Genomic DNA, 25,847 nt, shown 5'->3' with positions numbered 1-25,847 from the left:
GTCCGACATGATAGCCGTGTCACCGGCTTGCCAAGGGAACGAGCGGGAGTCCTGCGGAAAAAATGATGTTTTTATGATCAACCGCTGTGCATTTCGCCGGTTTCCGGTTACCATCACCAACGGGGGTGAATAATGGCAGGTCCAGAGCGTGCTTGACGAACGTGTGCCGGGGAATGCGACCGGAAATGGCATCGCACAGGTCGGGAAGGATTTTCCCAGCCGCTTTCTGATCAACAATATTGGCGTCCGCACCGCCAGTCACATCATTGGCGACGGTGATAACGCCGTTCGGGTTGAACCCAAGGTCATGACCCTTCTGCAATTGCTGAGCCGTTCTCCCAACCGGATCGTCAGTCGCGATGCCCTGCTCGAGGAAATCTGGCCTGACGGACTGGGAGGGGATGAATCGCTGACCCGGCTGATCTACCAGCTGCGCCGCGCCTGCAGATCCTTTCCCGCGCTGGAAAATGTGATCACGACCGTTTCCAAATCGGGATACCGGCTCGATGCAACGGTACAGGTGCTGGAAGGAGATACAGCCATCGCCCCGTCCTTTGCCGATGGCAACCGCGAATATAATCTCTCCGTGGCGGTGCTTCCGGTAACCGATCATGACAATCTGGCAGAAAATGGCTATCTCGCCGATGGCTTGAGCCGTGATCTGACCAGCCTGCTGGCCACGACGCCGATGCTCTTTGTCGCGCCCTACAGTTCGGTGCTGGCATTGTACGACCAGAGCCGTCCTCTGGATGTGATTGCGCGAAAGATCGGCTGCCGCTTCATTCTTACCGGCAGCTTCCGGCGGCGGGATGAGCAGATCATCTTGCGCTTTGAACTGGTTGATACGCTGGATGCATCTCTCGCCTGGTCGGGTAAATATAACAGCGTTCTCGACCAGTTTTTCGAAATCCAGAATGATGTGCTGCTGAGCGTTTCCACCGCGATTTCGACGCAGCTCCGCTATTCGCTGTCACTGTCGCTCCCGGAGCGGCAGCCGTTCAGGAGCGATGTCTACAGGATATTGCAGGCGACAGAAACGTTGAGATATCGCTATGGCAAGGAAACCGCGCAGGAGATCGTTGCGCTGTTGCAACAGGGACTGGCGGACAATCCGGACAATGCCGTCCTGCTGGCCGGTCTGGCCGTGCAACTGAGCCAGAATGTTGTCAGCCAGTGGGAGCCGGACCCAGTTGCGGCCCGCATATCGGCTTTCCAGCATATCGACCGCGCACTGGTGCTCGAGCCTGCCAATGCCGAGGTCCTGGCCAGTGCCGGAGTCGTCAACACCATGTTCCACCAGCCGAAAGAAGCGATTGCCTTGCTGAGGCGAGCGATCGTACTGGACCCGAACAACGCCCATGCACTGGCCATATTGGGGTGGCAGATATGCCTGCTGGAACAGAATCCCGAAGGCATCAGGATGATCGAAGCCGCCGAAAAACGGGCCCCGCATCATCCCCGCTTCGGCCTCTGGGCAACCTATCGGGCCACCGGTCACTTGTTCATGCTCGACTATGAGGCGGCGGCCCCGGCCTGCGAACAGGCCATATTACGCACGCCGGATTATTATCAGCCTCGCATGTCACTGGCCTGGGCACTGGTCGGCCTCGGCGAAGACGCGAAAGCACTGGCGTCGATCCGGAAGGCGGAAGCTTTCGAGGGAGAGGGAATCACGTGCAAGTTCGTCGAAGAAATCAGGCAATGGTCCAATAATTCGCCCAATGCCGCGCAATGCGCGGAAGCTCTGGAGAAGCTTATCCCTCTGTCGCAACACTAGATCAGCATCCATATCCGGCCAACCGAGAAATCCGTCCATGCGCACCCGCCTCAGCATCTGCCGCAAGAAAAAGCGCTTTGCCAGCGAGGCCGATGCTATAGCCGCCGCCCGGATCGCGACCGTTGACCTGCGTCCCTATCGCTGTGATCGCTGCCACGGATTTCATTTGACCAGCCGCACCCGGGGCAAGCGGCGCTTGCCGGCGGCTGACTGAATCCTTTCCCCCGCCTCCCTGCCCGTCCCGGTTCGGGTTGCAATCCCCCGCCCCGTGGCCCCGCCTGCACTGTCATAAACGTGCAATAAATATGCCATGAAAGAGAAACGCATCCGTCATAGATCGCTCACCATCATGCAATGCAACTGCAACGGACAGGCGATTATGAAAAACCCTATGCTCAAGACATTAGGCCTGCTGGCCGGGACCGCAGCGATCGGACTCTATCCCGCAACAGCAATGGCGGCCCCGATTACCGACGAACAGGCTGCGGCGCTGCTTAGCAAGCTGGAGCAGCTCGAGCGCGAAGTCGCCGATCTCAAGGCACAGCTTGGTTCGGTGCAGCAAAGCCAGGTTGCTTCGACCAGCGCGATTGCAGCAACCGAAGCGAAACTCGCAGCGACCGAGGAAAAGCTGGAGCAGCAGAAGCCGGTCAAGGTGGCCTTCAAGGGCGCGCCCGAAATCAAGGGCGAAGACGGCTGGAGCTTCAAGCCGCGCGGGCGGATGCTCTATGATTTCGGCAGTGTCAACGCGCCGGACTCGATCAATGATGCGGGGCTCGGCTTCGCCAACGAGGCACGGCGCATCCGGCTGGGCGCCTCGGGATCGATCCCAGGCGGCTTCGGTTACAAGCTGGAAGCGGACTTTGCCGGCAATGAGATCGATCTGACCGACGCCTACTTCACCTATGACCATGGCGGGCTGACAGTAACAGCCGGCCAGCATAACACATTCCAGGGACTGGAAGAGCTGTCGAGCAGCAATGACACCAGCTTCATCGAGCGCGCCGCCTATACCGATGCCTTCGGTTTCGAACGGCGGGTCGGGCTGAGCGCGCAATATGGCGTTTCGGACCTGCTCTTTCAGGCCGGTGTGTTTACCGCCAATATCGACGATCTCAACAATGACGAGGACAATAGCATCGGCTTTGACGTGCGCGCGGTGGCGATGCCGAAATTTGGCGACACCCAGACCCATTTCGGGGCCTCATACCATTATCGCGATCTTGGCGATGCGACGAGCGCACGGCGTTATCGCCAGCGTCCGGCGGTCCATTTCACCGACACCCGCTTTATCGACACCGGCAATATCAGCGGCGCTGAGTCCGAGACCAGCTACGGCCTTGAGGCTGCTGTGATTTCCGGTCGTTTCCACGCGACGGCGGAGGGCCACTGGCTCAATCTGGATCGCGCCGGCGCGCTTGCCGATCCGACCTTCTTTGGCGGCGCAGTCGAGGCAGGATTTTTCCTGACCGACGACACACGCGGCTACAAGAATGGCGTGTTCAAGGGCGTCAAGGTAGCCAATCCGGTCGGCCAGGGCGGCCTCGGAGCATGGCAGGTCAATCTCCGCTATGACCGTCTCGATCTGGTCGACGCCGGCGTGGTCGGCGGCACCCAGGACGCCTATCAGGCGTCCCTGATCTGGACCCCGGTCAACTATGTCCGCTTCCTGCTGAGCTATTCCAAAATCGACTATAGCGACGCGGCGATCCTCGCGGCTGGGGACGACAGTTATAATGTCGATGCATTCGCTGGCCGATTCCAGATCAGCTTCTGATCCCGGACGGCCCGGCCAATGCGGCCGGCCAGCAGTCTCGCCCTATTCCGCGAACGGCTGGTCGGCCCATATCGTCCCGACATCGTCGCCCTTGTGGCGATCGGGCATCTGCCGCCCGGTTTCGGCAAAATAGGTCAGTTCTGCAATATTGGTCGCGTGATCGCCGATCCGCTCGAGATTTTTCGCGATGAACAGCAGATGCGCGGATTCGCTGATATAGGATGGGTTTTCGACCATATAGGTGATGATCGCGCGGAAGATACTGGTATAGAAATTGTCCAGCGTCTGGTCTCTCGCCCAGACCGAGACGGCCAGATCGGCGTCGCCGTCGGCATAGGCCTTGAACGAATCCCGGACCAGTTCGGCGGCGATATTGGCCATTGACGGCAATAGCGAAGCCGGCTCGATCTTGCGGCTGGATTTGGCGACCAGCGGAACCCGCTTGGCGATATTCTTTGCATAGTCCCCGATCCGCTCGGCAATGCTGGAAATCTTGAAGGTCGCTATCAGATGGCGCAGATCGTCGGCCATCGGGGCACGCAAGGCGATGGTCTGGATCGACAGTGCATCAATCCGCCGCTCCAGCTCGTCTATCTCGCGATCATCAGCGACCACCGCTTTCGCCAGCGCCAGATCATTTTGGGCAAGCGCCTCGATCGACCGGACAATCGCGGCGGTGCTCTTGTCCCCCATCTCCAGCACCATCGCCCGGAGATCGTGAATTTCCGCATCAAAGGCGGTCACCGTATGATGGGCAGTGCTGAGATTCATGTGGGTTCCTTGTGGCGACTGCGGCTATTGTAACAAAAATGTCATATAAAAAGCAATTGATTTGCATTTTCATCCCGTCGGGCGGCGACACCCGACGGGCCCGCCATCGCCGGGACAAGGCGTTTTACCTCTCTTGCGGGCATGAAAAAGGGGCCGTTGTTGCCAACGGCCCCCTCTGATCAGATCCGATATGGTCTAGTTCGGGAAATGATCCATGTTTGGATCAGGCGATAAGGGGTCGCCTATTTCAAAACATCCTTGGTCAGCAGCGGCAGGGTCTTGGCCGCTTCCTTCATCGATTCCCGGGTTGCGTCCGGCGATGCGATCAGGCCGGCCTTGACCAGATAACCGTCACGGGTGCCCGCGTTGATGAATTCCGTGACGAATTCCTGAATGCCAGGGATCACGCCGACATGCTGTTTCTTCACATAGATATAGAGTGGCCGAGCTCCGGGATATTCGCCCGAGGCAATCGCGTCATAAGCCGGTTTGACGCCGGAGATGGTGATTCCGCGCACCGTGTCGAGATTTTCCTCGAGGAAGCTGTAGCCGAAAATACCGACCGCATTGGGGTTGGATTTCAGCTTCTGGACGATCAGATTGTCATTCTCGCCCGTGTCCAGATAGGGACCGTCAGTACGGATCTCGTGACAGATGGCCTCATATTCATCCTTGTTGCTGTCCTTGAGCGCCTTGGTTTCAGGATCGGTCTTGCAGCCGACTTCCATGATCAGCTCGGTCAGCGCATCGCGGGTACCCGATGTCGATGGCGGGCCGTAGACGCTGATCGGCAACGACGGCAGCGAAGCATCGATATCCGACCAGTTCTTGGTGGTATTTTCCTTGCCGAACGGTTTGGCGGCAATCGCCTTGTAGATCTGCTCGGGGGTCAGGGAAAAGCTTGGCCCCTCATTCGACTGAGCTACCGCGATACCATCGATGCCGATGTTGATTTCGACAATGTCGGTGACACCGTTCTTCTGGCACAGTTCAAATTCGGAAGCCTTCATCCGGCGCGAAGCATTTTCAATATCGGGCGTATCCGCGCCAACACCGGAGCAGAACAGGCTCATGCCTGCGCCGGTTCCCGTCGATTCCAGTACAGGGGCCTTGAAGCTGCCCATGTTGACGAAATTTTCCGACACAGCCTTGGCGAATGGAAACACGGTCGAAGAACCGACGATGCGGATCTGGTCACGGCTACCGCCGCCGCCGCTGCTGCCGGCCTGATTTTCACAACCGGCCAGAGCCAGAGCGGACATCGCGATTAGAGCAAATTTCGTTTTCATCTCAAATTCCCTTGTTCAAGGTTGATTGCACACGGAAAGTCTCCGTGCGACCTCTCGAACAAGGCCTCTAATGCCGCTCAATGACTTTTGAATTACAGAAATATTTCACAAATATTGCACGCCGGAGCGCTGGGACTGCGATCCTAGCGGGGCAACCGCTTCATCGCCTCCAGCGGCGGACTGTCCGTTGTGGCATGAAACAGTTCAACCCGCTCGAAACCGAGACTGTTGTAGAATCGCCGATTGGCCGGATTGCTGTTTTCCAGATAGGCCATCGTCCCCGCCCGGTCGCAGGCATCGAGAACCGGCCGGATCAGGCGCCGGCCCAGCCCCCTGCCCCGTCCCGCACCGGCAACACCGACGGTGAACAGATAGGCATGCGGTTCGGCCGGATGATGTTTTTCCATCGCTTCGCCCGCCGCCTTGCCGCGCATCAGGGCGCCCCATCCGCCGCTGGCGAACAGCCCCCAATAGGTCTGCAGCATCGCTATCGCGGGCATTTCGGGCTCGTCACCGGGCATTAGCCACATCGCGGCCGCCAGGTCCTCGCCCTCTTCCCTCAGGATCTGGCAAAAACCGTTCGGTGCATAAATATGCCGCGCAAATCCGTGAAACGTCCGTTGCATCGGTTCGAAACCGCCAAACAGCCACTTGTTGAACGGATCATCGCGAAAAGCATCAGCCGTGATGGCGGCCAGCGCAGCGACACTTTCCGGACCGACCCTGTCGATCCCCTCGACAGACACGATATCCGATGCAGTCAGCATCGGTGGCCGGACCCGATCCCGCTAATAGATACCACCCTCGGCCTGCAGGAATTCATCGTCATTCTGGGCCGGCCCGCGGTTGCGGCTGGCTTCCAGAGCGCGGGCGCGGGCTGCCGCCTGTTCGGCCAGCAGCTGCGCCTTGCGGGCTTCCAGCCGGGCTAGAAGCTCGTCCTTGCGGATCGACCGACGCGGTTCGGTCTCGGGCTTGAAAACATCCCAGATGACCGCGGATTTCGGATCATCGGTCGGCCATCCCCCGAAGACGCGCTTGCCGGTCCTGCGATCGACACGCACCATCCGTACGCCTTTCGGAGCGACAAAGGGGGTTTTCGGCATGCCCGCCATTGCCCGCTCGGCAAAGCGCCGGAACACCGGTGCGGCAAGCGTTCCGCCCTGGGCATAGCCGCCCATGTTGCGCGGCTGGTCATAGCCGAGATAGACGCCGGCGACCATGTCGGGCGAACCGCCGACAAACCAGACATTGGTCGGGCCGCTGCTGGTTCCGGTCTTGCCAAACAGGGGCCGGTCAAGACTTTTCAGATTTTGCGCCGTGCCGCGGGTGATGACGCCCTGCAGAATATCGATCATCTGATAAGCGGTCATCGGGTCCATCAACTGTCTGCCGGCGGGCCGCGGACGCGGCATCGGTTCGCCGTCCCAGTCGCTCATGTTGCAATTTTCGCAGACCCGCTTGTCGGCGCGGAAAATGACTTCTCCCTGACGGTTCTGGACAAAGTCGATAACCGTCGGCTGCAATTCCCGACCGTGATTGGCGAGCATCGAGTAGGCGTTGGTCAGTTTCATCACCGTGGTGTCGCCAGCGCCCAGGGCAAAAGCGAGATAGGGCTGATAGTCACCGATACCCATGGTCTTGATCGTTTTCACGACATTGTCCATGCCGGCATCGTTTGCCGCGCGCACCGTCATCAGGTTGCGGGACTGTTCGACGCCCCAGCGCAGGGTCTGCTCGCCGGCGCCGCGTGAATTACCGAAGTTCCGGAAACATTTGCGGCCCAGCGATGCGGATTGATAGACGCAGAAAGGACTGTCGGCGATCAATGTCGCGGGTGTCATACCCTGATCCAGCGCCGTGGCATAGACGAAGGGCTTGATCGTCGAGCCTGGCTGCCGCTCGGCCTGGGTGGCGCGGTTGAACGAGCTCATCCGGTCGTCGAAGCCGCCCTGCATCGCCCAGATCCGGCCATTGCGCGGATTTTGCACGACCATGCCGCCGGAAACTTCCGGTACATTCTCGAGCCGGTAGCGGCTGCCGCCCTGGGGACTGACCGCGATAATATCACCCGCTTTCAGAGCATTCGGAACGGAATTGATCCGGCCCGTGGTGCCATCGGTAAAACCGATTTCGGCCCCGCCCGCATTGCGCCGCAGAGCCACGGCAATCCGCCAGTTGGCATAGTCGGTATTGATGAAGGTCGATGCCAGACGCTGGGCCCATTGTTCGTCCATTTCGATCTTGTTGATCGGACCGCTCCACCCCTTGCCGCTGCTATAGCGCAGCAACCCGCCGCGCAGCGCGTCTTTAGCATATTCCTGCAGCTCGGGATTTAGCGACGTGCGCACCCAGAGGCCGCCGGAATAGACGCTGTAAGGGCCTGCCTTTTCGTTCTCGCCAAATTTCTCGATCAGCTGGCGGCGGACTTCCTCGATAAAATATCCTCCCACTCTTTCGAAGCGCGGGCCCGACCGGGAGATCGCGCCAAGCGGCTGCGCGATGGCGGCCTGATGCTGCGCATCGGTAATCCAGCCATTCTCGTGCATTTCGCCAAGCACCCAGTTGCGACGGTTGATCGCCCGCTGTTCGTGCACTTCCGGACGATAATTGGACGGTCCCTTGGGCAGGATCGCCAGATAGGCGATCTCATGCAAGGCCAGCGCGTCGACATCCTTGCCGAAATAGGCCTGCGCTGCAGCCTGCACGCCATAGGCATTGCGACCGAGGAAAATCTGGTTGAGATAGAGTTCGAGGATTTCCTCCTTCGTCAGCACATCTTCGATCCGGTAAGCCAGAATCGCTTCGCGGACCTTGCGCCGATAGGACAGCTCGCTGCTCAGCAACAGGTTCTTGGCCACCTGCTGGGTAATGGTGGACGCGCCGACGGGCCGACCGCTTCTGCTGATATTGGTCACGATTGCGGTGGCAATGCCGGGATAGTCCAGGCCACCATGTTCAAAAAATGTGCGATCTTCCGCCGCCAGATAGGCGCGCACCAGCAGCGCCGGATATTCCGAATATTCCAGCTGCACCCGCCGTTCACGCGCATAGCTGTGCACCGGTTCGCCGTCATAGGCGCGGACCATTGTCGGCAGGGGCGGTTCGTAGGATTGCAACGCCGAGGCGTCGGGCAGATCGCGGGCAAAGATAAGCCAGATCAGCAGCCAGCCAAGCACGGATAGCGCCAGCAAAGCGACCAGCAGCCGGAACCATTTCTTCTGCCAGAATCTTTCGACCCGCTCGAAAAAACTGCCCGTGCTTCGTTCGAGCTTGTAGGCGAGACTTTCTCCAGCCGTGTCTGACGCATCATTTACCATAGGCTGCGCTATCTAAACCGGCTCGCAACCATTTTCCAGCGATTATCGATGAAAAGCGCGTGCCGCCTCGACGCAGGACAGCCGGACAGTTTCGCCCGGTCCGATCCTGTCAGCGCATCGCCAGTTTCCGGGCGAAATGAGACTCGATGGCGCTCGCCACACCGGCCGCAACCTTGCTCCGGCCCTGACGCGAATTGAGGAAGGCCACATCATCCTTGTTGGTCAGATAGCCGGTTTCGAACAAGACCGACGGCGTGTCGGGCGCCTTGAGCACCACGAAGGATGCATAGCGATGGGGAATTTTGCGAAACACCATCTGCCGGCTGCCTTCTCGGTGGAGCAATTTGGCGAAATCGGCAGACACATTCATGGTTTCGCGCTGGGTCAGGTCGATCAGAATCGATGACACATCCTGGTTCGCGCCACCCAGATTGACGCCATTGATGATATTGGCCTTGTTTTCCCGAGCAGCCAGCTTGGCCGCTTCGCGATCGGAGGCGACTTCGGACAATGTATAGACAGTGGCACCGGATGCCGTTTCATTGCCGGCCGCGTCCGCGTGGATCGACATGAACAGATCCGCGTCGAGCCGCCGGGCGATGCCGTAGCGTTCTTCCAGCACCAGAAACTCGTCGCTTTCGCGGGTCAGCGCCACCCGCACTCTGCCACCCGCAACCAGCCGGTCGCGGATAGCCTGCGCGATGGCCAGCGTGACATTCTTTTCGCGCGCATTTCCGTGCGGTGAAATCGCCCCGGGATCATGTCCGCCATGACCGGCATCGATGACCACCAGCGGACGGTTCGGATCATTGGGTCCGTAAATTTTCGGCAGGCGGACGGAATCCTTCGGCTTTCCGAGCGGCACCTTCACGCTATATTTCGTTGTCGGCGGTTCGGCGCGAAACTGAACCGGCGGCAAAAAGGAGAGCCGGCCACTGGCCAGCTGGTTCTGGCCGACCGGCTTGAGGCTCAGATTCAGGCTTTTGCCGTCCTTCGAAAAGCTGCCTCTGGTAACCACGGCCGGCTGATCCAGGTCGAACACGATCCGCGCGGTATTGGGATTATATTGTCCCTGGCGCACCGATTTGACGATTCCCCTTGCCGACCCGCCGCGCCCGGCCTTGCCGCCGCGGACGTCGATCGCGATACGGTCCGGCCCGACCAGCGAAAAGGCCGATGCGCCCTCGACCAGATCATCGAAAGAGATGGTGATCTGCGAGTCATTGGCCTCGATCCGGCTGACAGAGCCTGCATGGGCCGGAGATATGGTGGCCAGTGCCGATGCCAAAAGAGTTGCCAGTGCCATCGTCCGCTTATGCATCCGCTGTGCCTTTTGGGTCCAGTTAATTTTCATCGATCGCGGCATCCTGCTGGTTACACCCCGTAAATCGGAGTGAAGACCGCATTAAGGATGCTTTGGTAAGGCGCCGTAAAATGACGCGGTTAACGGCGCATTAGGCACGTTTCGGTGCGAACCGGTATCGCCGGCGATCTTTTCGCAGCCCAACAGTTTGTGTTGCCGATCCGCGCGAGCAGTGCTAGCAGAGCGGTTGAACCGTTCGGAATGAATCCGGAATCGGTTCGACTAAATGCCGGAAATCATTCGGCATCTACCAGGTTGACGCAACATGAGGCATGAAATCTCCGGCTTAGAGGCTCTCCGTTTCGGAGGCGCTTCCATGCGCGGAAAGACTTTGGCTAACGGCCAGAGCCATGCAGTTGTTGCAGACGCATTTTTATCTGAAATATTTCAAATCAACCGGATGACGAAGCCCGCCCCTCATCAAAGGAACGCGCGCACAAAAACGTCATCCCCATTATATTGCATGGACCCGCCGGGCTCTGATCCGGCGCTCTCTGCCAGGAGACTATTGAATGACTACGCGCATGCTAATCGACGCGCGCCACCAGGAAGAAACCCGGGTGGCGGTCGTAAAAGGAAACAAGATTGAGGAATTCGATTTTGAATCTTCCGAGCACAAACAACTTAAAGGCAATATCTATCTAGCAAAAGTAACCCGCGTCGAACCGTCGCTGCAGGCCGCTTTTGTCGATTATGGCGGCAACCGTCATGGTTTTCTCGCCTTTTCCGAGATCCATCCCGACTATTACCAGATTCCAAGAGAAGATCGCGAAGCGCTGCTGGCCGAAGAAGCCGAGCATGCCGCTGAAGAGGCCGCCCTGCGCGCGCAGGAAGAGGAAGAAGAAAACGCACCCGCCGACATGGTGCGCAGCGAAGCCACCGAAGAGCTCGACACCGCTCTGGTCGAAGTCGACCAGGACGAAAGCGTCGACACCATTGACGTCACCGAAGGTGAAATTCCGGTAGAAAATGGTGATGACGAAGACGACGACGAGGACGAGGATTCGGAGGATGATTCGTCCGACGACAATGATGAATCCCATAGCGAGAACAAGGGCAAGAGCGGTGGCCGTCGCGGACGTGGTGGTCGCCAGAAGGGCCGCGGCAAGGGCAGCATGCCCAAGGCCAGCGATCAGGCCCGCCAGAAGCGTATGGCTCTGCGCAAGCGCTACAAGATCCAGGATGTTATCCAGCGGCGGCAGGTCGTGCTGGTGCAGGTCGTCAAGGAAGAACGCGGCAACAAGGGCGCGGCGCTGACAACCTATCTCAGCCTCGCCGGCCGCTATTGCGTTCTGATGCCGAACACCTCCCACGGCGGCGGCATCAGCCGCAAGATCAACAATGCCGGCGACCGCAAGCGGCTGAAGTCGATCATCGCCGACCTGAAGCTGCCAACCAGCATGGGCTGCATCGTGCGCACCGCCGGTCTTTCGCGCACCAAGCCGGAAATCAAGCGCGATTTCGACTATCTCGCTCGCCTGTGGGACGAAATCCGCGAAAAGACGCTGAGCGCAACGGCACCAAGTCTGATCCACAGCGACAGCGACCTGGTCAAGCGCGCGATCCGCGACATTTACAATCGCGAGATCGAGGAAGTGCTGGTCGAGGGTGCCAGCGGCTATACGGCTGCAAAGAATTTCATGAAGCTGCTGATGCCGAGCCACAGCAAGCGGGTGAAGAGCTATGCCGATCCGGTATCGCTATTCCAGCGCTATGGCGTCGAGGACCAGCTATCGGCCATGTATTCACCGGAAGTGCAGCTGAAATCCGGCGGCTATCTGGTCATCAACCCGACCGAGGCACTGGTGTCGATCGACATCAACTCCGGACGCTCGACCCGCGAACACGGGATCGAGGCGACCGCGGTCAAGACCAATATGGAAGCCGCAGCCGAAATCGCCCGCCAGTTGCGCCTGCGTGACATGGCCGGTCTGGTGGTAATCGATTTCATTGACATGGACCGCAGCGGCAATGTCCGCAAAGTCGAGCGGGCGATGCGCGACGCGCTGAAAAACGACCGCGCGCGCATTCAGGTCGGACGGATTTCCAGCTTCGGCCTGATGGAAATGAGCCGCCAGCGCCTGCGCACCGGCGTGCTCGAAGCCTCGACCAAGGTTTGCCCCCATTGTGAAGGCACCGGACTGGTCCGGACGGCATCATCTGCCGCACTGTCGGTACTCCGTCTGCTCGAGGAAGAAGCGGCCAAGGGCAAGGCCAGCCAGATCACCCTGCGCACCAGCCAGGAAGCATGCATCTATGTCCTGAACAGCAAGCGGCACGAGATCGAGGATATCGAGAAACGCTACGGCGTCTCGATCGAAATCGTCCCCGATGGCGAGACCGAAGGGGCGCGGATGGATATCCAGACTTCTGGCAGTCCGCCAAAGAATATGCCGAAGTTCGAGCCCATTATCGACGATGACGATGACGATGATCGCGCGGAAGAGGCTGACAATGGCGGCAACGAATCCAGAGGCGACCGTAGCGAAGGCGAAGAACGGCCGAAGCGCAAACGGCGCCGGCGCGGCAGACGCAACCGCGGTGGCGATCGCGGGGAAGCCGGCCCGTCGGACAATAATGGCGACAATGCAAACGGGAATGCGAATGACGTCGCCAGCGACGACAAGAGCGAGACAGCAGCCCCGGCGCAGGACACGGATGCCGGCGAACAGGCCGAAAAGCCCAAGCCACGCTCGCGCCGCAACAGCAGCCGCAAGGCTGACGCTGCGCCGGTTGCGGACAGTGAGACCGCTGGCGAGGAAAAGGCCGAAGCCAAGCCGCGTACAAGGCGTCGCTCTGCAAAGAGCGAAGCACCGGCCGAACAGTCGGCGGCAAGCGCCGAGCCGGAAGCTGATGCCATCGAGGAGAAACCGAAACGGCGCCGCGCACCGCGCAAGGCCAAGCCGGCGGCCGATGCACCCGCTGCAGAAGCGACGGACGAAACGGCCGATGCAACCGCCGAGAAAAAGGCACCGGTGAAACGCGCGTCACGATCACGGGCGAAAAAGGCCGATAGCGCCGAAACCGCTGATCAGACCGCAGCCGAAGCGCCAAAAGAGGCCAAAACCAAAGAGCCAAAAGAGGCAAAAGAGACCAAGGCAAAAGCGCCTGCCAAGCCACGGAAGCCGAGAGCGGCAGCCAAGCCGAAAGAGGACAAGGCGGCCAAACCCAAGGACGAAACCACCGCCAAACCCAAAGAGGAAGCCAAGGCATCCGACAGTGACGCCAAGGAATCCAGTGACGGCGGTGCACCGCGCCAGGGCTGGTGGCAGCGCACCTTCGGGTGATTGAAACAGCGCGTTCCCGCCGGACATTTCTGGCGGGAACGCGACCGTTTTCATCCGCGGTTCAGGCCGGCCATGACAGAAGAAAGACCTCCGGCCAGACTTTCATGCTAAGGAATTTCATGCGCAAATTTTTTGCTGTTTCATTTTCCGGCATCGCCCTGCCAGCTACCGACCGGCTAGCCCGTCTGGCCGTTGCATTTCTGGTCATTATATCCATCGCCGTACAGCCCGTCGCAGCTCAATCGATTTTGCGCGACGCCGAGACCGAAGCCCTGTTTTCCGATATGGTATCACCGCTGGTAGCGGTATCCGAACTGGATGCCGATGAGGTCGAAGTCATCCTGATCAATGACAGCCAGATCAACGCCTTCGTCGCCGGTGGCCAGCGCATGTATTTCTATTCCGGCCTGATCGAAACCGCCGACAGCGCCAATGAAGTCCAGGGCGTCATGGCGCACGAGCTTGGCCATATCACCGGCGGACATATTATCCGCTTTGACGAGGGCGCGAAAACCGCAACCGGCATCACGATTCTCAGTCTGGTACTTGGTGCTGCAGCGATTGCTGCGGGTGCCGGTGACGCCGGCATGGGCATATTGGCTGCCGGCCAGCAAGCCGCCATGGGCAAGTTTCTGGCTTTCAGCCGGGTTCAGGAACGATCGGCCGATGCCGCCGGCGCACGCTATCTGGGGGCAGCCGGCATATCCGGAAAAGGGTCCATCGATTTTTTCAAGAAACTGCAAAATTACGAGTTCCGCCTCGGAATTCCGCAGGAGGACAGCTACGGACGAACCCATCCGCTTTCCGGGGAAAGGGTTACCCTGCTTCGCGATGTCTATCAGCAGGACCCGGCCTGGGACAGACCGTCCGATCCGGAAATCGAATCCCGGTTCCAGCGGGTCAAGGCGAAGCTGCTCGGCTTTACCTCGGACCCTGCCGTGACCTTGCGCAAATATCCCGAAAGCGACCAGTCGGTCCCTGCCCGCTATGCCCGCGCCTATGCCTGGCACAAAAGTGCCTATCCCGACCGCGCGCTCTACGAAGCCAATAATCTGCTCAAGTCGGCGCCGGATGATCCCTATTTTCTCGAATTGCACGGCCAGATCCTGCTCGAATCCGGCAACCCCGACGAAGCGCTCAAATCGCTGCGCAAATCGGTCCAGCTGACCAACAATCAGCCCCTGATCGCCAGCCTCTTCGGTCATGCCCTGATCGCCACCGAAGATCCACAATATCTGGACGAGGCTGCACGGGTACTGAAAGCGGCGGTGAACAAGGATAATCGCAACCCGTTCGCCTGGTACCAACTGGGCGTTGTCTATTCGCAGAAGGGCGATATTCCGCGGGCCCAGCTGGCGACAGCGGAGAGCGCTCTGCTGGAACGCAATTATGCCGGCGCCATTCGCAGCTCTCAGATCGCCATGTCCGGCATTCCCGAAAACACGCCTGACTGGATCCGGGCGCAGGACATATCTTTCATCGCCAAGGCCGAATTTGAAAAGAACAGCCGGCGCCGCTAGGTCCTGACGCGCTGGTCCGGGCCATTGGGGCTGGACAAGTCTGACGGCCATGGCCAATGCCATGATTCAAGGAAAGAACCCGATTGTGGAAAACGATTCAAACAGAAAGTGGATGATTATGGCGGGTGGCGGATTGGCCATAACGGCGGCGGTGAGCGTATGGTTCTGGCAGACCAGCAGCAGTTCGACCGAAGCAGCCAGCGAAGCCGTGCTGGCCGCGGGCATCAATGCCCAGGAACAGAAAGCGATCGAGGCAATCGTACGCGAGTATATTCTCAAGAACCCCGAGATCATTCCGGAAGCGGTCGAAATCTTGCAGAACCGCCAGAAGGCGGGCGCCATCGATGCTGTCCGGGCGCAGATTGAAAAACCCTTCGCCGGAAATGCCTTTGCCGGCAATCCCGATGGTGATGTGGTGGTGGTCGAATATTCCGATTTCAACTGCCCCTATTGCAAGCAGACCGAGCGCGACATCGCCAGGCTGATTGCCGAAGACAAGAATGTCAAAGTCGTGTTCCGCGAACTGCCCATTCTCAGCGAATCCAGCAATGATGCCGCGCTGATGGCGCTGGCGGCAGCCAAGCAGGGAAAATATTACGCGTTTCACAAGACCATGTTCGCCACCGGGCGACCGACCCCTTCGACCATCCAGGCTGCGGCCAATGAAGTCGGCCTCGACATGAAGGCTGCGCGCGCCTTCATCGCCTCTCCGGAAGCCAAGAAGGAAATCGAGGATAATATAGCCGCCGCCCAGCAATTGCGTTTCACCGGTACGCCGGCCTGGGTGATCGGCAACCAGTCGGAAGTCGGAGCTGTCGGCTATGAAGGTCTGAAGGAAATGGTCGCGAAAGCCCGCGCCGCCAATTAGGCGTCGTCCGGCCTGCCCTTGAAACCCTGGGCAATCACATACCATTCGGAAGAGCCCTTGCGGCTGGCCGGCGGCTTGGCATGTTTGACCACGTCAAAATGCTGCTTGAGCAAAGTCAGCAGTTCATTGTCGGTTCCGCCTGCCAGCACCTTGGCCACGAAGGCACCGCCCTTCTGCAGATTTTCGACGGCGAAATAGGCTCCCGCCTCGACCAGACCCATGGTCCGCAAATGGTCCGTCTGCTGATGGCCGACCGTATTGGCGGCCATGTCGGACAAGACCAGGTCCGGCGCGCTGCCGAGAGCTTCGATCAGCAGGTCAGGCGCGGCATCATCCATGAAGTCCATCTTGAAAATGGTAACCCCGTCGATCGGATCGACATCGAGCAGGTCGATGCCGACGACCGCCGCCTTTGGCGCGAATTTTCGTATCACCTGGGCCCAGCCCCCCGGCGCTATGCCCAGATCGACAACGGCCCTGGCTTTGCGGACCAGCTTGAAGCGCTCGTCCAGTTCCAGCAGCTTGTAGGCGGCCCGTGAGCGGTAACCCTCGGCCCGCGCCTGTTTGACATAGGGGTCGTTGAGCTGCCGCTCGAGCCAGCGCGTCGAGCCGATTTTCCGGCCCTTGGCGGTTTTGACTCTCTGCCTGGTTCCTGACCTGCCGCGACTCATCGTACCGGACTCCGTTCGTTGGCCGACATCAGCGAGCGCAGGATGCCCTCGCGAATGCCCCGGTCCGCCACACCGACCCGGCTGGCCGGCCAGATATCGAGGATCGATTCCAAAATGGCACAGCCGCCGACCACAAGATCGGCGCGCTCCCGGCCAATGCACGGAATATCGGCCCGTTCCTGTGGCGAAGCATGGGCCAGCATCGTGCTGATTTCGCGCATCGATTCTGTCGGAACGATCAGGCCGTCTATGACCTTGCGGTCATATTGCGGCAGTTTCAGATGCAGGCTGGCCAATGTCGTCACCGTGCCGCTCGTGCCGAGCAGGCGATAATCGCACTGGTCGAGCCGCGGCAGGCGGGCGGCAAAATCGGCAAAGCTGTCGGTGACCCGGGCCCGCATCGCGGCAAAGGCCTTGCGGCGCGCAACCGGATCATCCCCGTCAAATTTCTCGCTTTCGGTCAGTGAAACCACGCCCCAGGGCGCGCTTTGCCAGTCGAGGATTTCCGGCGCGGAACCGCTCGTGTCGACCAGTACGAGCTCGGTCGAGCCGCCGCCAATGTCGAAGATCAGCGCCGGCCCTTCGCCCGGCTCCAGCAGGATGTGACAGCCGAGCACCGCCAGCCGCGCTTCTTCTTCTGCGGTAATGACATCGAGCGCAATGCCGGTTTCCCGCCGCACCCGTTCGATGAATTTGTCGCCATTGCTGGCGCGTCGGCAAGCCTCGGTGGCCACCGAACGGGCCAGCGTCACATTGCGACGACGCAGCTTGTCGGCGCAGATCGACAATGCGGCGACCGCCCTGTCCATCGCTCGACTGCTGATTTTACCGGTTTCGACCAGTCCTTCGCCCAGACGCACCACACGCGAAAAGGCATCGGTGACAATGAAACCGTCGGACGACGGTTTTGCCACCAGCAACCGGCAGTTGTTGGTGCCCAGATCAATCGCGGCATAGGACCGCAACTTGGGCCAGCGCCCGGCGCTTGGGTGAACGGGAGACGCAATGCGACTCTGTCCATTATGTGTCGCCGCATGTTTCGGGCGGGATTTCCTTGCGGATGATCCGCCTTTTGTATCTTGCGGCGATGGGGATGCTTGATCCGCCATGACCGTACTCTTATGTTCTCCGGATCGGATAATACCGCCGGTACTTGCCGGAGAAGATAACGCCGCAGCAGCGGAGACGCAAGGGGCGGTAACCAAGTCGAACGGAAAATATCATGTGCGGCCGCAAATTCAGCCACGAAGAACTCACCTGGGCCGAATATCGCGATATACTGGCGATCGTCCAGCCGCCTCCGGCCAGCAATTTCCAGCCCAATTACAATATCTGCCCCACCCAGCGGGTTCCGGTTTGCGTCAACCGCGCCGGCACCCGGTCGCTAGAACCGATGCACTGGGGCCTGGTGCCACACTGGGCGAAGGACCGGAAATTTGCCGCCAACATGATCAACGCCCGGGCCGAGACGCTGACCGAAAAACCATCCTTCAAACCGCTGCTCGACGAGAACCGCTGCATCATCATGGTGTCCGGTTTCTATGAATGGCAAAGGGCCGGACAGACGAAAACCCCATATAAGGTCGAGCGCAGCGACCGGCAGCCGATGCTGCTCGCCGGTCTGTGGACGCACAATGACCGGCTCGACATCGACAGCTATGCCGTGATCACCACGGCTGCGCCGCCTGCTTTCGCCCCGATCCACGACCGCGCGCCCGCCATCCTGGAACAGACCGACATCGACGCATGGATGGATGGCAGCTGGAACGAGGCGGAAAAGCTGGCGAAACCGTTCCGGAACGGCCTGCAAACCACCCGAGTTTCCAGCCGCGTCAACAGCAACCGCAACAATGACCCGCAGCTGATCGAACCAATCGCAGAATAAGAGCACCAAAAGGCTTGACCGCAGGCATCTCCCTGCCTATTGCCGCGCACCGGCACTCCCCTGTCGTCTAATGGTAAGACTACGGACTCTGACTCCGTCAATTGAGGTTCGAATCCTCACGGGGGATCCAGTTTTTCTCTTCCTGTCCCGCCGAGATCCGGGCGCTGCTCCGGCTTCCTGCATAGCGGGACCGGGAATATCCTCTCCCGGCCAAAGACATCGAAGCGACAAACGGAGGACCGCTTGCCGCTTCGATCAACATGGTTCTGCCCCGGCGATATTGCCGGGTGCGCCTGCCCCTAGCCCTTGACCCGGTCCCAGAAGCGCAGGTTGCGGCACTGTTTCAGGAAGTCCGCAGCGTCCTGTTTCGCTTCAAGTGCGACCACGCCATCGTCCAGCTTGTCCGCGACGCCCGCGGCCTTCAGCAACGGCATCGCACCTTCGGAATAGGCGATGAACTTTACATGGGCGAAGGCGTCGCTGACGAAATCCTGGCTCGGCTTGTTGCCCGCCAGCTTCTCACCGGCATCTTCGGACATGACCAGAGCGACCGCGTCAAAGACCACCGACGGGCCACCGTCGATCTTCTCGTCTGCCGGCATCACCTCGCCATCCGACAATTTGGCGCCGGCAATGTGCGGCGCGATGATCGCGGAGGTGCCGCCTTCATCCTTGACCGCTTTTTTCAGCGCCTTGACCAGATCGGCATCGCCACCCTCGGCGATATAGATGCCGAGCTTGCGACCCGAAAAGCTTTCCGGCGGGTTCTTGAGCATGCTCAGCGCATCCGATGCCGGCAGATCGTCCACCGGCTTGCGCGCGGGTTTGATCTTTTCGGGCAGCTTGTCCATGCCGATGCCATCGGCGACATTTTTTGCCAGATCCTCGTCGATATTGCGCAAATGCCCGACCATCCGCTCGCGGATCGCGGCCTTGCCGACCTTGGAAAGCTCGAAGGTGATCGCCGCGGCGATATGGTCCTGCTCGATCGGGGTCTGGCTGATATAGAATTGCCGTGCCTGGCTATAGTGATCGGCGAAAGTTTCCGAACGAACCCGATGTTTGGTGCCGTCCACTTCTTCCGGAAAGCTCTTGAAGCCCTTCGCCGGATCCTCGCGCGGCCCCTCGCCTTCGTCCCAGCTGTTCGGCTCGTAATTGACCCGCCCCTTGGGGTTGGTCATCGCCATATGGCCGTCCTGCTGGTAATGGCGCACCGGGCATTTTGGCGCGTTCACCGGGATATGCGTGAAATTCGGGCTGCCGAGCCGCTTCAACTGCGTATCGAGATAGGAAAAATTCCGCCCCTGCAGCAGCGGGTCATTGGTGAAGTCGATGCCGGGCACGATATTCTGGGTACAGAAAGCCACCTGCTCGGTCTCGGCAAAGAAATTGTCGACATTATTGTCGAGCACCATCTTGCCGATGATCTTCACCGGCACCTGTTCTTCCGGGATCAACTTGGTGGGGTCGAGCACATCAAATTCAAACTCGTCGGCGAACTTGTCGTCGAATATCTGCACGCCCAGTTCCCATTCCGGATAATCGCCGGAATCGACCGCATCCCACATATCGCGGCGGTGAAAATCGGGGTCCATGCCGTTGATCTTCAGCGCCTCGTTCCAGACCACCGACTGCATGCCCTGCTTCGGTTTCCAGTGGAATTTGACAAAATGCGACTTGCCATCGGCATTGACCAGCCGGAACGTGTGCACGCCGAAGCCTTCCATGAAGCGCAGCGACCGCGGGATGGCGCGGTCGGACATCACCCACATCACCATATGCATGGATTCCGGGCTCAGCGAGATGAAGTCCCAGAAATTGTCATGCGCGCTCTGCGCCTGCGGGAAGCCGCGATCGGGCGCCGGCTTGACCGAGTGGATCAGGTCGGGGAATTTGATCGCATCCTGGATGAAGAAAACCGGTATATTATTGCCGACCAGATCCCAGTTGCCTTCCTTCGTGTAGAATTTGACCGCGAAGCCACGCACGTCGCGCGCGACATCAGGCGAACCCTTGCTGCCGGCAACCGTCGAGAAGCGACAGAATAGAGGCGTCTTCTCGCCGACCCGCTGAAAAATGTCGGCGCTCGACAGTTCGGGGATCGCTTCGGTCAGCTCGAAATGGCCGTGCACGCCATAGCCCCGGGCGTGGACAACGCGCTCGGGAATCCGTTCGTGATCAAAGTGGAATATCTTCTCCCGCATGACCTGATCTTCCAGCATCGTGCCGCCGCGGGCGTGCGCTTTCAGGCTGTTCTGGTCATCCGATACCGGCACGCCCTGCTGCGTGGTCATGATATCGTCGTCGCCGGTTGCGGTCTGGCGCGGCTCTCCGTTTTTACCGAGTTTCAGGTCTTTCATGGCTATTTCCTTTCTTGGGGGACACATCTCTTCACCCAAACCTACGCAGGTTGAGCGAGATGGTTCACCGGAACAGCCGATAAAAAGATCGTCTCGTCTTTGCCGATATCAAGCGAGGATCAGCGCGCCTTCGGGCTGAAGCCGATATGCAGTTCCTTGAGTGAGCGGAGCAGGAAGTGCGGATGGATGGCGAAATCATTCTTGCCCTCGATGAACCACATATCCTCGAACCGGTCGACCACGGCGGTAAAGCCCCAGATCAGCTCGCGCCGGGCCAGAGGCGCGCCGAGGCAATGGTGGACGCCGGAGCCAAAGCCCATATGCGCCCCGGCCCGCTTGCGTTCGAGATCGATTTTCTCCGGACATTCGAACACGCTCTCGTCGCGGTTGGCGGCGGCATAGCGGATATTGAGCAGCGCGCCCTTGGGGATGGGGACGCCGTGCATTTCGACCTCTTCCCCGGCAAAGCGCATCAGGCTCTGCACCGGCGACTCCAGCCGCACCACTTCCTCGACAAAGGTCTTCATATATTTGTCGGGATCGCTTTTCAGCTGCGCCCAGACATCCTTGTTCTCGATCAGCAGTCTTATGCCAGAGGCCAAGGCATTGGTCGTCGTCTCGCTGCCACCGACAAAGGTGTCCGCCATCATCTCGGCGTGCAGCTCATTGTCATTCAGCGGCCGGCCCCATTCCTCGATCACCCGGTTGACCAACTCGCTGAGCAGACTGTCATCGGGCTTCTCGCGCAACCGTTCGAAAATGGGGTGAAAATAATGCTGCCCCTCGATTTCGCGGTCGACCATCTCCAGTTCGACCTCTTCGTCCAGCATCATCGAAATGCGGTGGAAAAAAGCATCGGTCCAGCTCTTGATCTTCCACATGTCCTCGCGCGGCGCGCCCATCTGTTCGCCGATAATATAGAGCGGCAAGGGTACGGCAAACTGACTGACCCAGTTGCACTCGCCATCCTCGATGAAAGTATCGATCAGCTCATAAGCCAGATTCTCGACCAGCGGGTCCATGGTCTTGATCTTGCTCGGTTTGAATGCTTCGTTGAACATCGCCCGCATCTGCTTGTGATTGGGATCATCACGGCTCGACAGGGTCGGTTCGGGCAACCAGCCCTTTTCCTCGAAACGCTTTTGCACAACCTGCTGCCGTTCGGTGGCGCCGGTCTTGTTGAACGCGGCAAATTTCCTGGGGCTGCTGGGAAAGGTCACCGGATCGAGCAGCACCCGGCGCACGTCCTCATAGCGGGTGATGACATAAATATCCGTGCCGGGCTGCTTGTAGACCGGCGCTTCCTCGCGCAGGGTCTTGTAGGCGTCATAAGGACATTTCTGCGTTTCCACATCGAACAGATTGATATCAATATCGGCCTCGGTTGCCATGATATTCCCCCCTAACGGACTTGAATTTTTTCTTCGCCCCATGGCGCAATGCTTTCGGCTTTCCGGAACGCCTCGGGCAGTTCCTCGACCATATGCATGGTCGCCGCCAGTCGTCCGAAACCGACGAAAAAGGCGCATGTCATGCCCAGTTCTACGATTTCCGCTTCGCTGAAATGGTCTCGCAATCCGGCGTGGACCGCATCGTCAATCGCCAGATGGTCGGTCGCCATCAACTCGCCATAATGAATCGCCGCTTTTTCCGCGTCGCTCAGATTTTCGGCTTCCTGTGGTTTTTCCAGCGAGCAGACCGCCCCTTCGTCGACACCGTCATTGACGGCATCGGTGTAGCGGATCGCCATGCAGCTGCGGCACTGGTTGAAGAAGGCGATGCGCAACCGCACCAGTTCGACCAGCCGTTCCGGCAGTTTCCGGCCTGTTTTCAAAGCCCCGCCAAATTGCATCAGACCCAGCGCCTGTTCCGGACAATGGGCAAAATAGCGCACAAGCCCCTGTTCAAGATCGGTGGCGGCGTCGGGATTGACAGCCTCCCTGATCCGCGGATCCCATTCCTCCGGCGGCAGTTTCGATATCCGGCTCATCCGATCCTCTCCAATCCGACAATGATATTTTTCACCATGCTAGGCTTTATTACTGCTTCCGATACTGTCGATTTGGAGAAGGATCGGGTCGGGGCTCACCGGATGGTGTTGATCGCCATTCCCGATATCCGGGCGGCAATATCGGTAAAGCCTGCCTCCGCGCCAATGGGTACAAGCAGGTTGACTTGATATCGGCTTGGCCATATCCAGAGGACGGTTTCGGGACACCCGCCGCTTGCAGACAATTGTCTTGGTGAAGCTCCCTGAGGAACAACATCTCGTCATGTCCAGAACATGCTTCAAGATGGCAACGCAAGCACCATTCCAACGAAGCATATTTTGTAGTGAATGAGATAGATATGAACTCCCTTCGACAAAACACCCCTTCGCTGAAGGAACTGAAACAGCAGGCGCGCCAGTTGCGGTCTGAAACGGCAACGAATTCAGCGCCGATATCGCACAGCAAATCGCTTGAAATGATCGCTCATCAGAGAGGCTTCAAGGACTGGAATACGCTCCACGCCTCGGCATCCAACCGTCCGGCCATTGAAAAACTGGGCCTCGGCGACAGCGTGAGCGGCCGTTATCTGGGACAGTCCTTTCAGGGCGAGGTCGTCGGCATTCGGGCAATCAAACCGGGTCAGCTTTATCAGGTGTCGATCCAGCTCGAAAAAGCAATCGATGTGGTCACGTTTGATTCTTTTTCCAATTTCCGCCGGCGTCTGAATTGCGCGGTGGGCCTTGATGGTACTTCACCGGCCAAAACATCCAATGGCAAACCGCATATGGTTCTCGCGCTGTGATGATGAATAGCGGATCACGATGACGGACATGACCATGGCCATGTTCGACTGAACCAGAGCGTCCGGAGATGGGCAGGCTGCCGATCAATAGTCCGTGTTTGAGATCCTGGCCCAGGCACAGCCCGGCTGAGGCCTGTAGCAATGAAACGCGATCCGGAATCAGCGCTGGACCGGGCGGCCAGCGCTATTCCGCTTCGGCGCTCTTATCATATTTGAGCTCGAGATAGCGGCCGCGGATCGACAGATTGTCAATATCGCCCTTGGCGATCTGCTGGGTGACGCCCGATATTTCCTTTTCGATCAGGGACAGGCCACTGATCAGCTGTTCGTCAGGCGATTTGCCGCTGTCATTGGGCTTTCCACGCATCGAGGGCGGGATCGCCTTATAGCCGTTGATCAGTTCGGGCAGATGCTCGCCCATCAGCTTGCGCACCTCATAGGCCGCGGCATCGCCTTCATTGAGCTTCTGCAGCTGCGGGGACAGCATATCCAGCTGCACGCCTATGCCGTTGACGATCTGCACCGCGGGCGCGGGCAAGGCCGGACGCTGGCTTTCCAGCCAGATTTCTGTCTTTCCTGCCAGGGACTTGAGGTCGGACTTTACGATGGTTTCCGGCGTCGGGATTTTCATTTTCGGGAATTTCATCGACGCCCAGATGCCGCCCGCGATCAGACCGGCAGAAATCATCACGCCCCAGAAACCGATGCCGCTCAATATCCCGCCGACCACGCTGGCACCGACCAGCACAGCGGCGGTCCACATCGCCGCGCGACCCAGTTTCTTGAAGAAATGGCCCTGCTTCAGCTTGTGCGAGCGATTGCCGATTGAACGCCGAAATTGGGAGTCGCGAAGCGCTCGCGAAGCGCTGTCCAGGATTTGCTGATTAGTCTCGGGCACCAGTCTCTATTCCTCCAGCGCCGACAGGGGGTTCTCGGAAGGCGCTTCCAGCTGCGCCTTCGCCTGGCCTTCCGACCGCGCGATATAGCCTTTCGACTTTTCAATCTCACCGGACAGCGAATTGACCGTTGCCTTCATATTTTCCAATGCTTTCAGCTTGAACGTGTCGATATTGTCCATCGTGTCATAGACATTCTGGAAGGCGCGTTGCAGCGTTTCCAGCGGAATGGTCGACGAGGCTGCCTGCTCGTGGATCTGGCCGGTCTGGTTCTTCAGCATTTCGCTGGTGCTGTCGATCACACCCGCCGTGGTGGTGTTGAGCGCGCTGATCTGGTCGAGGACCAGCTTCTGGTTGGTCAGCGCCTGGGCCACGGTAACCCCGGTGCGGAGTGCGCCCACGGTGGTCGTGCTGGCCCGGTCGACACCCTTGACCAGTTCGACATTGTTGCGCTTGACCAGGTCGAGCGCGAGATAGCCCTGCACGGTAACCGCCATCTGGGTGAGCAGGTCTTGGGTGCGCTGGCGAACATAGAAAAGCGCGCTTTCCCGGATCGCCTTGGCCTTGGCCGGATCGGTTGCGTCCAGTTCGGCCGCCTTGTCTTCCAGCCTTTGGTCCATAACCTTGGAGACGTGGATCATCTGCTCCAGACGCCCCATCGCCGCCCAGAGATTCTTGCGCTCGACGTCAATCGCCGCATTGTCCATCAACAGCTCGTCCTTGCCGGAGCGAAGCCGGTCGAGGATCGAACCGATATGGCCCTGCGCGCTTTTGTAGCCGTCGAAATAGTTGCGCATCTTGTTGCCGAAGGGAATGATTCCGAACAGCTTCTTCTTCGTTGTCAGATTGCCGCGCTTGCCCGGATCGAGATCCTCGACCGTGCGGCGCAGTTCGGCGAGGTCGGAACCGATGCCACTTTCTTCGTCCATCGAACGGATCGGGCGATCGAGAAAACGGTTGGACTGGCCCGCCGCTTCGGCAATTTCTTTCCGGCCCATATTGGTAATCTGGTCCACTTTTTTGCCGAATTCGGGACTATTTTCGTCCTGTGCGATCAAATCCGCGATAAAAGTGTCTACTTTTTCCTCCAGTTTCGATTTTATCTCGTCTCCAACCGGCACCAGGCCAGCGGCCTTTTCAGGCGCGACGGGAACCACCGGGTCGGGCGGAGTCAGTTTCAAGTCGTCGGTCGCGGTGATTGTTTCGGTCGCCATGTTCTTCAGCCTCCCTGCCCCGGCACCAGTGCGGGGCTTTCTCTATAAATGGATGCAAATGC

The 25,847-nt window shown here is 59.2% G+C and carries 20 protein-coding genes and 1 tRNA gene; 9 read left to right on the top strand and 12 right to left on the bottom strand.

Features of this window, described 5'->3' with window-relative positions; translation table 11 throughout:
- Positions 1-148: 148 nt before the first annotated feature.
- From SPHFLASMR4Y_RS02700 to SPHFLASMR4Y_RS02695, 3 genes are all read left to right on the top strand, one after another.
- On the top strand, positions 149-1,777 hold the full coding sequence (locus SPHFLASMR4Y_RS02700; protein WP_089132187.1) for a winged helix-turn-helix domain-containing protein: 1,629 nt from the start codon (positions 149-151) through the stop codon (positions 1,775-1,777).
- Between the two features lie 37 nt (positions 1,778-1,814).
- A complete protein-coding gene (locus SPHFLASMR4Y_RS17010) occupies positions 1,815-1,991 on the top strand; it encodes a hypothetical protein (protein ID WP_186266028.1) in 177 nt (58 codons plus the stop codon).
- Between the two features lie 177 nt (positions 1,992-2,168).
- Complete coding sequence (locus tag SPHFLASMR4Y_RS02695; protein ID WP_186266027.1) at positions 2,169-3,551, top strand: OprO/OprP family phosphate-selective porin; 1,383 nt, start codon at positions 2,169-2,171, stop codon at positions 3,549-3,551.
- 42 nt (positions 3,552-3,593) lie between these two features.
- On the opposite strand, the gene phoU is transcribed toward SPHFLASMR4Y_RS02695, so the two are convergent.
- From phoU to SPHFLASMR4Y_RS02670, 5 genes are all read right to left on the bottom strand, one after another.
- A complete protein-coding gene (gene phoU, locus SPHFLASMR4Y_RS02690; protein ID WP_089132186.1) occupies positions 3,594-4,322 on the bottom strand; it encodes a phosphate signaling complex protein PhoU in 729 nt (242 codons plus the stop codon).
- A 242-nt stretch (positions 4,323-4,564) separates the two neighbouring features.
- On the bottom strand, positions 4,565-5,611 hold the full coding sequence (locus SPHFLASMR4Y_RS02685) for a substrate-binding domain-containing protein (RefSeq protein ID WP_089132185.1): 1,047 nt from the start codon (positions 5,609-5,611) through the stop codon (positions 4,565-4,567).
- Positions 5,612-5,754: 143 nt separating this feature from the next.
- The gene (locus SPHFLASMR4Y_RS02680; RefSeq protein ID WP_089132184.1) at positions 5,755-6,378 is read right to left on the bottom strand and encodes a GNAT family N-acetyltransferase; all 624 of its coding nucleotides are present in this window, start codon (positions 6,376-6,378) and stop codon (positions 5,755-5,757) included.
- Between the two features lie 21 nt (positions 6,379-6,399).
- Positions 6,400-8,928 carry a penicillin-binding protein 1A gene (locus tag SPHFLASMR4Y_RS02675; RefSeq protein ID WP_089132183.1) on the bottom strand — a complete coding sequence of 843 codons (2,529 nt, stop codon included), beginning with the start codon at positions 8,926-8,928 and terminating at the stop codon, positions 6,400-6,402.
- A gap of 109 nt (positions 8,929-9,037) precedes the next feature.
- On the bottom strand, positions 9,038-10,282 hold the full coding sequence (locus SPHFLASMR4Y_RS02670; protein WP_089132182.1) for an N-acetylmuramoyl-L-alanine amidase: 1,245 nt from the start codon (positions 10,280-10,282) through the stop codon (positions 9,038-9,040).
- A 521-nt stretch (positions 10,283-10,803) separates the two neighbouring features.
- On the opposite strand from SPHFLASMR4Y_RS02670, the gene SPHFLASMR4Y_RS02665 reads away from it, so the two are divergent.
- The 3 genes from SPHFLASMR4Y_RS02665 (at position 10,804) to SPHFLASMR4Y_RS02655 (ending at position 15,966) form a co-directional block, all read left to right on the top strand.
- Positions 10,804-13,578: an Rne/Rng family ribonuclease gene (locus SPHFLASMR4Y_RS02665; protein ID WP_089132181.1), complete on the top strand. Its 2,775-nt coding sequence runs from the start codon at positions 10,804-10,806 to the stop codon at positions 13,576-13,578.
- Positions 13,579-13,697: 119 nt separating this feature from the next.
- Complete coding sequence (locus tag SPHFLASMR4Y_RS02660; protein WP_089132180.1) at positions 13,698-15,098, top strand: M48 family metalloprotease; 1,401 nt, start codon at positions 13,698-13,700, stop codon at positions 15,096-15,098.
- An 85-nt stretch (positions 15,099-15,183) separates the two neighbouring features.
- Positions 15,184-15,966 carry a DsbA family protein gene (locus tag SPHFLASMR4Y_RS02655; RefSeq protein ID WP_260807045.1) on the top strand — a complete coding sequence of 261 codons (783 nt, stop codon included), beginning with the start codon at positions 15,184-15,186 and terminating at the stop codon, positions 15,964-15,966.
- Here SPHFLASMR4Y_RS02655 and SPHFLASMR4Y_RS02650 read toward each other — a convergent pair.
- Together SPHFLASMR4Y_RS02650 and SPHFLASMR4Y_RS02645 are read right to left on the bottom strand one after the other, a co-directional pair.
- Positions 15,963-16,637: an RlmE family RNA methyltransferase gene (locus SPHFLASMR4Y_RS02650; protein WP_089132179.1), complete on the bottom strand. Its 675-nt coding sequence runs from the start codon at positions 16,635-16,637 to the stop codon at positions 15,963-15,965. The genes SPHFLASMR4Y_RS02655 and SPHFLASMR4Y_RS02650 overlap by 4 nt on opposite strands.
- Positions 16,634-17,746 carry a Ppx/GppA phosphatase family protein gene (locus SPHFLASMR4Y_RS02645; RefSeq protein ID WP_089132178.1) on the bottom strand — a complete coding sequence of 371 codons (1,113 nt, stop codon included), beginning with the start codon at positions 17,744-17,746 and terminating at the stop codon, positions 16,634-16,636. The genes SPHFLASMR4Y_RS02650 and SPHFLASMR4Y_RS02645 overlap by 4 nt, the downstream gene beginning before the upstream one ends.
- Before the next feature lie 113 nt (positions 17,747-17,859).
- On the opposite strand from SPHFLASMR4Y_RS02645, the gene SPHFLASMR4Y_RS02640 reads away from it, so the two are divergent.
- Positions 17,860-18,522, top strand: coding sequence for an SOS response-associated peptidase (locus SPHFLASMR4Y_RS02640; RefSeq protein WP_089132177.1), 663 nt, complete (start codon positions 17,860-17,862; stop codon positions 18,520-18,522).
- 56 nt (positions 18,523-18,578) lie between these two features.
- A tRNA-Gln gene (locus tag SPHFLASMR4Y_RS02635) sits at positions 18,579-18,652 on the top strand.
- A 169-nt stretch (positions 18,653-18,821) separates the two neighbouring features.
- Here SPHFLASMR4Y_RS02635 and SPHFLASMR4Y_RS02630 read toward each other — a convergent pair.
- From SPHFLASMR4Y_RS02630 to SPHFLASMR4Y_RS02620, 3 genes are all read right to left on the bottom strand, one after another.
- Complete coding sequence (locus tag SPHFLASMR4Y_RS02630; RefSeq protein WP_089132176.1) at positions 18,822-20,882, bottom strand: catalase; 2,061 nt, start codon at positions 20,880-20,882, stop codon at positions 18,822-18,824.
- Positions 20,883-21,001: 119 nt separating this feature from the next.
- On the bottom strand, positions 21,002-22,273 hold the full coding sequence (locus tag SPHFLASMR4Y_RS02625; RefSeq protein WP_089132175.1) for a cytochrome P450: 1,272 nt from the start codon (positions 22,271-22,273) through the stop codon (positions 21,002-21,004).
- 11 nt (positions 22,274-22,284) lie between these two features.
- Positions 22,285-22,872 carry a carboxymuconolactone decarboxylase family protein gene (locus SPHFLASMR4Y_RS02620; protein ID WP_186266026.1) on the bottom strand — a complete coding sequence of 196 codons (588 nt, stop codon included), beginning with the start codon at positions 22,870-22,872 and terminating at the stop codon, positions 22,285-22,287.
- 359 nt (positions 22,873-23,231) lie between these two features.
- Between SPHFLASMR4Y_RS02620 and SPHFLASMR4Y_RS02615 the strand changes: the two genes are divergently transcribed.
- On the top strand, positions 23,232-23,675 hold the full coding sequence (locus SPHFLASMR4Y_RS02615; RefSeq protein WP_089132174.1) for a glyoxalase superfamily protein: 444 nt from the start codon (positions 23,232-23,234) through the stop codon (positions 23,673-23,675).
- A 184-nt stretch (positions 23,676-23,859) separates the two neighbouring features.
- Here SPHFLASMR4Y_RS02615 and SPHFLASMR4Y_RS02610 read toward each other — a convergent pair whose 3' ends face one another.
- Positions 23,860-24,573 (bottom strand): hypothetical protein, encoded by a 714-nt coding sequence (locus tag SPHFLASMR4Y_RS02610; protein WP_089132173.1) that lies wholly within the window; start codon positions 24,571-24,573, stop codon positions 23,860-23,862.
- Positions 24,574-24,579: 6 nt separating this feature from the next.
- Complete coding sequence (locus SPHFLASMR4Y_RS02605) at positions 24,580-25,785, bottom strand: toxic anion resistance protein (RefSeq protein ID WP_089132172.1); 1,206 nt, start codon at positions 25,783-25,785, stop codon at positions 24,580-24,582.
- Between the last annotated feature and the right edge of the window lie 62 nt (positions 25,786-25,847).

This window comes from Sphingorhabdus sp. SMR4y (assembly GCF_002218195.1).
Lineage (GTDB): Bacteria > Pseudomonadota > Alphaproteobacteria > Sphingomonadales > Sphingomonadaceae > Parasphingorhabdus.
The sequence above is the reverse complement of the archived record's forward strand: the minus strand, read 5'-3'. Positions and strand labels throughout refer to the sequence as shown.

Coding starts and splice junctions, on each gene's coding strand:
- SPHFLASMR4Y_RS02625 (WP_089132175.1), bottom strand. CDS start 22,273: ATGGCAACCGAGGCCGATATTGATATCAATCTGTTCGATGTGGAAACG.
- SPHFLASMR4Y_RS02665 (WP_089132181.1), top strand. CDS start 10,804: ATGACTACGCGCATGCTAATCGACGCGCGCCACCAGGAAGAAACCCGG.
- SPHFLASMR4Y_RS02615 (WP_089132174.1), top strand. CDS start 23,232: ATGAACTCCCTTCGACAAAACACCCCTTCGCTGAAGGAACTGAAACAG.
- SPHFLASMR4Y_RS02660 (WP_089132180.1), top strand. CDS start 13,698: ATGCGCAAATTTTTTGCTGTTTCATTTTCCGGCATCGCCCTGCCAGCT.
- SPHFLASMR4Y_RS02685 (WP_089132185.1), bottom strand. CDS start 5,611: ATGAAAACGAAATTTGCTCTAATCGCGATGTCCGCTCTGGCTCTGGCC.
- SPHFLASMR4Y_RS02650 (WP_089132179.1), bottom strand. CDS start 16,637: ATGAGTCGCGGCAGGTCAGGAACCAGGCAGAGAGTCAAAACCGCCAAG.
- SPHFLASMR4Y_RS02630 (WP_089132176.1), bottom strand. CDS start 20,882: ATGAAAGACCTGAAACTCGGTAAAAACGGAGAGCCGCGCCAGACCGCA.
- SPHFLASMR4Y_RS17010 (WP_186266028.1), top strand. CDS start 1,815: ATGCGCACCCGCCTCAGCATCTGCCGCAAGAAAAAGCGCTTTGCCAGC.
- SPHFLASMR4Y_RS02675 (WP_089132183.1), bottom strand. CDS start 8,928: ATGGTAAATGATGCGTCAGACACGGCTGGAGAAAGTCTCGCCTACAAG.
- SPHFLASMR4Y_RS02645 (WP_089132178.1), bottom strand. CDS start 17,746: ATGGCGGATCAAGCATCCCCATCGCCGCAAGATACAAAAGGCGGATCA.
- SPHFLASMR4Y_RS02640 (WP_089132177.1), top strand. CDS start 17,860: ATGTGCGGCCGCAAATTCAGCCACGAAGAACTCACCTGGGCCGAATAT.
- SPHFLASMR4Y_RS02620 (WP_186266026.1), bottom strand. CDS start 22,872: ATGAGCCGGATATCGAAACTGCCGCCGGAGGAATGGGATCCGCGGATC.
- SPHFLASMR4Y_RS02605 (WP_089132172.1), bottom strand. CDS start 25,785: ATGGCGACCGAAACAATCACCGCGACCGACGACTTGAAACTGACTCCG.
- SPHFLASMR4Y_RS02670 (WP_089132182.1), bottom strand. CDS start 10,282: ATGAAAATTAACTGGACCCAAAAGGCACAGCGGATGCATAAGCGGACG.
- SPHFLASMR4Y_RS02695 (WP_186266027.1), top strand. CDS start 2,169: ATGCTCAAGACATTAGGCCTGCTGGCCGGGACCGCAGCGATCGGACTC.
- SPHFLASMR4Y_RS02680 (WP_089132184.1), bottom strand. CDS start 6,378: ATGCTGACTGCATCGGATATCGTGTCTGTCGAGGGGATCGACAGGGTC.
- phoU (WP_089132186.1), bottom strand. CDS start 4,322: ATGAATCTCAGCACTGCCCATCATACGGTGACCGCCTTTGATGCGGAA.